This is a genomic window from Kitasatospora sp. NPDC057512 (assembly GCF_042802135.1).
GTDB lineage: Bacteria > Actinomycetota > Actinomycetes > Streptomycetales > Streptomycetaceae > Kitasatospora.
The window spans coordinates 1-6,829 of the sequence record NZ_JBHVET010000478.1; the positions used below are offsets into that span (position 1 = coordinate 1).

Below are 6,829 nucleotides of genomic sequence, written 5' to 3' on the forward strand. Positions count from 1 at the left end.
CCGGCGGCGGGGCCCGGCCGCCGGCCGCGGTCGACGCCACACCGGGCGCCGGAGCCGCCGACGGCGGTACCGGAGACGCCGACGGCGGTGCCCCGGCCGCCGACCGCCGACCCGCCACCGGACGGCCGGTGGCCGCCCCCGGCCCGGTGGACCGCGGCCCGATCGCGGTCGTCGGCATGAGCGGCCGGTTCGCGGGCACCGGCTCGCTGGACGAGCTGTGGACGCGGATGGAGAACGGGGACGACCTGGTCACCGACGCCACCCGCTTCCGCCTCGACGGCCTGAGCGCGTGCACCCGGGGCGGGTTCCTCGACCGGATCGACGAGTTCGACGCGCTGTTCTTCACCATCTCCGGCACCGAGGCCGCCGCGATGGACCCCCAGCAGCGGCTGCTGCTGGAGGAGTCGTGGAAGGCCCTGGAGGACGCCGGGTACGCCGGCCGGATGGACCGGCGGCCGTGCGGCGTGTACGTCGGCGCCTGGGCCGGGGACTACCTGGAGCTGCTCGACCGGGACGCGCCGGCCCAGGCCCTGTGGGGCAACATGGCCTCGGTGATCCCGAGCCGGGTCAGTTACGCCCTGGACCTCAAGGGCCCGGCGATCGCCGTCGACACCTCCTGCTCCAGCTCGCTGGTGGCACTCGACCTGGCGTGCAAGGACCTCTGGTCCGGCGAGACCTCGATGGCCCTGGCCGGCGGGGTGTTCGTCCAGTCCACGCCGCGGCTGTACGGGCTCGCGGGCCGCGCGGGGATGCTCTCCCCGAGCGGGCGCTGCCACAGCTTCGACCACCGGGCGGACGGCTTCGTCCCCGGTGAGGGGGTCGGGGTGGTGGTGCTCAAACGGCTCGCCGACGCGCTGGCGGACGGGGACCACGTCCACGGCGTGATCACCGCCGTCGGGGTCAACCAGGACGGCGCCACCAACGGCATCACCGCCCCGAGTTCGGTCTCCCAGGAGAGCCTGATCAGCGGGCTGTACGAGCGGGCCGGCGTCGACGTGGAGCGGATCGGCCTGGTCGAGGCGCACGGAACCGGCACGCCGCTGGGCGACCCGATCGAGTTCCGGGCCCTGGACCGGGTCTTCCGCGCCCGGACCGACCGCACCGAGTACTGCGCGCTGGGCTCGGTGAAGACCACGATCGGGCACGCCCAGTTCGCCGCCGGCATCGCGGGCGTGCTGAAGGTCCTGCTGGCGCTCAGGCACCGGCGGATCCCCGCCGCGCTGAACTTCGAGACCGCCAACGAGGCGGTCCCGCTGGCCGGCAGCCCGTTCTACGTCAACACCCGGACCCGTGACTGGGCGGCCCCCGCCGGCGGCCCGCGCTGCGGCGTGGTGAGCTCCTTCGGGGCCAGCGGTACCAACGCGCACGTCGTCATCGAGGAGGCGCCGCCGGTCGAACGGACCCCGGCGCCGAGGGCGGACCACCCCGTGGTCCTGTCCGCCCGGACGGAGCAGCAGCTCGCCGAGCAGCGGCGCCGGCTCGCGGCGCACCTGCGCGCCCACCCCTCGGTGGAGCTGCGCGACCTCGCCCACACGCTGTGGGTCGGCCGGAAGCGGTTCGAGCACCGCTTCGAGTGCCTGGCCGGCGACACCGCCGAGCTGGTCGCGGTGCTCGACGGCATCGCGCCCGCCCGTCCGGTCGGGGACGCGCCGGCCCCGGCCGGGGGACGCCTCGTCCCGCTGCCGACCTACCCGTTCGCCCCGGACCGGCACGGGCCGGCGGCAGGCCACGACCGCGACCGCGACCGCAACCGCAACCGCAACCGCGTCACGCTGTCCCGTACGGACGGGCTGCTGCGGGACCACGTCGTGCAGGGCCGGCACATCCTGCCCGCCGTCGCCCACCTGGAGCTGGCCCGTCGGGCGCTGGGCGGCACCCGGGTCCGGATGACCAACGTGACGTGGGTCCGGCCGCTGGAGGTCGGGCCGGACCCCGTCGAGGTGCTGGTCGACCTGCGCGCCGACGCCCGCGGCGGCCGGCGGTTCACCCTGTCGACCGGCGGGACCGTCCGCAGCGAGGGCACGCTGGCGCCCTCCGACGACCCGCGCCCGGCCCGGGTGGACCTCGCCGCACTGCGCGCGCGGTGCCCGGAGACGGTGACCGGCGAACGGATCCACCGCGCGCTGCGGTCGATGGGCATCGAGCACGGCCCGAGCCTGCGGGCCGTCCGGCAGGCGCACGTGGGCCCCGACACGGTGCTCGCCGACCTGGTCCTGCCGGACTCGGCCGAGCCTGGCGCGCTCACCCCCGCCCTGCTGGACTCGGCGATCCAGGCCACCGTCGCGGCGCACCTGACCGAACTGCGGGACACCGCCGTGCCGTTCGCGCTGGAGCGGCTCGACCTGTTCGCCCCCTGCACCCCGACCATGACGGCCGTGGTGCGGGGCCTCGCGGCCGGGCCGCTCGGCCGGCTCGACATCGACCTGGTGGACGAGGACGGCGAGGTCCGGGTACGGCTGGTCGGCTACAGCTCCCGCCGGACCGGGAGCCGTACCGAACCGGGCCCGGACGCCCGACCGGAAGCCCTGCCCGAAGCCCGTACCGGAGCGGCCCCCGCGGACCGGCCCGAAGTCGCCGACGAACCCGCCGTCGAGGCCGCCGTCGAGACCGCCGTCGAACCGGCCCTCTACGCCCCGGTCTGGGACCCGATCCCCGCGGACGGCCCCCCGGTGCCCTCCGGCGCCGACCGCGTCCTGGTCGTCGGCGGCCCGACCCCGCTCGACGGCGCGCTCGCCTGGCCGCTGCCGGCCTCAGCGAGCGTCGAGGAGGCGACCGCCGCGCTGCGCGGACTCGGACCGGTCGACCACCTGGTGTGGGCCGCCCCCGAGGCCGACCTCGCGCCCACCGACGCCGCCGGGTACACCGCCGCCCAAGAGGACGGGGTGGTCGCCGCGTTCCGCCTGGTGAAGGCGCTGATCGCGGCGGGCTACGACGCCAGGCCGCTCGGGATCACCCTGGTGACGACCCGTGCGCTCGCCACCCACGCGGACGACGAGGTCCAGCCCGCGCACGCCGGGCTGCACGGCCTGTTCGGCTCGCTGGGCCGGGAGTACGGCAACTGGACCGTCCGCCGCGTCGACCTGGACGGCTCCGGCTGGCCCGCCGACCTCACTGCCCTGCCCGCCCAGTCGCCCGACGACTCCTGGGTCCGGCGGACCGGTCAGTGGCTGGCCCGCCGCTGGGCCCCGTGCGAGGCCCCGGAGCGGCCGGTGTACCGGGACGGTGGCGTGTACGTCGTCATCGGCGGGGCCGGCGGGCTGGGCTCCGCCTGGACCCGGCACGTCGTCCGGAACCACGGCGCCCACGTCACCTGGATCGGCCGCCGGGCGCACGACGCCACCGTGGCGGACCGGATCCGCTCCGCCGGAGGACCGGAGCACGTCCGCTACCTCCAGGCCGACGCCGGCGACCCGGCCGCGCTGCGCCGGGCCCTGGCGGAGGTCAGGCGCCGCCACCCCCGGGTGCACGGCGTCGTCCAGGCCGCGCTGGTGCTGCGGGACGGCACCGTCGCGCGGATGGACGAGGCCGACCTGCGCGCCGCGCTGGCCGCCAAGGTCGACGCGACGACCGCCATGGCCGAGGCCTTCGACGGCGAACCGCTCGACTTCGCGGTCCTGCTGTCCTCCATGCAGTCCTTCACGACCGCCGCGGGCCAGGGCAACTACGCGGCCGGATGCACCTTCAGCGACGCCTACGCGCACGCCCTCGGGCAGCACTGGGACACCCCGGTGCGGGTCATGAACTGGGGCTGGTGGGGCGGACTCGGGAGCGTCACCTCCGAGTTCTACCGGGAGCGGATGACCCGGGTCGGACTGGTGTCCATCGAACCGCCGGAGGGCCTCGCCGCCCTGGCCGCCCTGCTCGGCGGCCCGCAGCGGCAGCTCGCCTACGTCCGCACCGACCGGCGCAACACCCTGCCCAACTTCGACCGCGCCACCCGGGTCTCCGCGCACGGCCCGGCCGTCCTGCCGCGCCCCGGCGCGCTGCCGGCCGGCGCCGACGAGACGGACGCCGCCCTGGACGAGGTCGTCCGGTGGCGGCGGGCCGAGCGGGACCCGTGGCTCGCCAAGGTCCTCGCCGCCCAGCTGGCCGACGTCGACCGCGCGGCGGTCCTGCCGCAGTACGCGCAGTGGTGGGAGCACGCGCAGCGGCTCCTGGTGCCGGCGGAGCCCGCGAACCTGGTGCTGGCCCGGTGGGAGCGGCAGTGCGCCCGGTGGTCCGCGGACCCCGACCGGGCGGCGGAGCTGCGCCTGGCCGCGGCCATGCTCGGGGCCCTGCCCGGGATCCTGACCGGCCGCGTCCGGCCCACCGACGTGATGTTCCCGCGCGGCTCCATGGAGCTGGTGGAGGGCTGCTACCGCGACAACCGCGCCGCCGACCTGTTCAACCGCGCCATGGCCGGGACCGCCGCCGGCCTGGTCGCCGAGCGGCTGCGCCGGGACCCGGGCGCCCGGCTGCGGATCCTGGAGGTCGGCGCGGGCACCGGCGGCACCAGCGTGGGGATGTTCGCGGCCCTCCAGCCGTACCGGGACAGCATCGAGGGCTACGTCTACACGGACGTCTCCAAGGCCTTCCTGAACCACGCCCGGGCCTCGTACGGGCCTGAGGTCCCGTACCTGGACTGCCGGCTGCTCGACATCGAACGGCCGCTGGCCGGGCAGGAGGTCGCCGAGGGCGCCTTCGACCTGGTCATCGCCGCGAACGTGCTGCACGCGACCAAGGACACCCGCAACACCCTGCGCAACGCCAAGGCCGCGCTGCGGCCCGGCGGTTGGCTGCTGCTGAACGAGCTCTCGGCGTTCGACCTGTTCAGCCATGTGACCTTCGGCCTGCTGGAGGGCTGGTGGCTGTTCGACGACCGGTCGCTGCGGATCCCCGGCTCCCCGGCGCTGTCGCCCGGGAACTGGCGGGACGTGCTGGCCGGTGAGGGCTTCCGCACCGTCGTGTTCCCGGTGTCCCGGGCGCTCCCGCTGGGGCAGCAGGTGATCGCGGCGGAGAGCGACGGGGTGGCCCGGCAGCGGGTGCCGGCGGCACCGGCGGGAGGCGGACGGGGGACGTCCGCGGCCCCCGACCGGCGCCCGGCGGCCCGGCCGGCCGGCGCCCCGGACACCCCGCCTGCACCGCCGCAGGCGCCCGCCGTCGACCCCCGGCCCGCCCGGCCCGTCGACAGCCGACCTGTCGAGAGCCGGCCCGTCGACAGCCGGTCCGCCGACGCCCGGCCCGCCCGGCCGGTGGAGACCCTGCCCGCCCGGCCGCAGACCGATCCGGCCGCGCTGGTCCTGGCCAAGGCGGCGACCGTGCTCGGCATCCCGGCCGAGCGGATCGACTCCTCCGCCCCGCTCACCGACTACGGCCTGGACTCGATCCTGGTCCTCCAGCTCACCAACGCCCTGCGCGAGGACTTCGGGGAGGGCGTCTCCCCCACCCTGCTGTTCGAGGCCGAGAGCGTCGACGCCCTCTGCGCCCGCCTGGCCGGCGCCCCCGACTCCACCGGCACCACCGGCACCACCGACTCCACCGGCACCACCGGTGGACCCGGCCGGCGCTGGGTGCTGTCCCGCGGCCAACTGACCATGTACCGGGACCAGTTGCGCTGCCCGGACTCCGTCGCCTACCACCTCCCGATCCTGTTCGAGGTCCACGGCGACCCGGACGAGGCCGCGCTGGAACGCGCGGTCCGGGAGCAGGCCCGGATCCACCCGCTGCTGGGCGCGGTGGTCGCCGAGCGGGACGGCGTCCCGTACCTGGACGTCGATCCGGCCCGGGGCCCGTCCTTCGAACGGGTCGACCTCACGCCCACCACGCGGGACGGCCGGCTGGCCGCGCTGCGCGAACTGGTCGGCGCCCCCTTCGACCTGGCCACCGGTCCGCTGGTCCGGGCGCACCTGGCCGCCCTGCCCGACGGCCGTCGGCTCCTGCTGGTCACCGCGCACCACATCCTGCTGGACGGGACCTCGACGGCCCTGCTGGTGCGCACGCTCAAGGACGCCTACCGGGGCCGGGGACGGCTGCGGAGCGCCGAGTTCGGGGACTACACCGCCTGGGAGGAGGAGCTGCTGGCCGGCCCGCGCGGACAGCGGCACCGGGACCACTGGCTGACCGAACTGGCCGGGGCGGACGGGCGGTTGGACCTGCCGTACGACCGTCCGCCGGTCCCGGGGCGGCTGCCGCGCGCGGACGTGGTGGTGACCCGGCTGCCGCGGGAGCTGGCCGACGCGGTCGCCGGGACGGCCAGGAGCCACCGGGTCAGCGCCTCGACCGTGCTGCTCGCCGGCTACACCCGGTTCCTCCACCGGGTGACCGGCCAGGACGACCTGATCGCGGGGGTCACCACGGCCGCCCGCTACGAGGAGCGGTTCCAGGACGTCGTCGGCCAGTTCGCGAACTGCCTGCCGATCCGGTCCACCGCCACGGAGGACGTCGCCGGGCTGCTCCGCTCCCTCCACCGCCGGGTGCTGGCCGGGATCGAGCACGGCGCCTACCCGCTGGCCGAGATCGTCCGGGCCCGGGGCGACGGGGAGGGACCGCTGGTGCGGACCAACTTCCTGTTCCAGAACTTCGACGGCGCGGAGCTGCTGACCAACGGGGCGCCCACCGGTCCCGGCGACCTGGACCTCCGGGCCTTCGAGGACCTGCCCTACCCGGGGGAGTATCCCCTCGCCCTGGAGGTCTACCGGGACGAGGACGGCTACAAGACCTTCCTGAAGTACGACACCCGGCTGTTCGACGAGGCCACCGCCCGGTGGATGGCCGACGACTGGCTGGCGGCCCTCCGGGAGGTCGTGGCCGGCGGGTAGCGGGGCCGGTGTCCCCGCCGGCGGGCGGGGAC

The 6,829-nt window shown here is 76.4% G+C and carries 1 protein-coding gene; it reads left to right on the forward strand.

Annotated features, from left to right (window positions below; all coding sequences use genetic code 11):
* Positions 1 to 128 precede the first annotated feature (128 nt).
* Positions 129 to 6,797: an SDR family NAD(P)-dependent oxidoreductase gene (locus ACFU6K_RS26765; protein ID WP_380667139.1), complete on the forward strand. Its 6,669-nt coding sequence runs from the start codon at positions 129 to 131 to the stop codon at positions 6,795 to 6,797.
* Positions 6,798 to 6,829 lie beyond the last annotated feature (32 nt).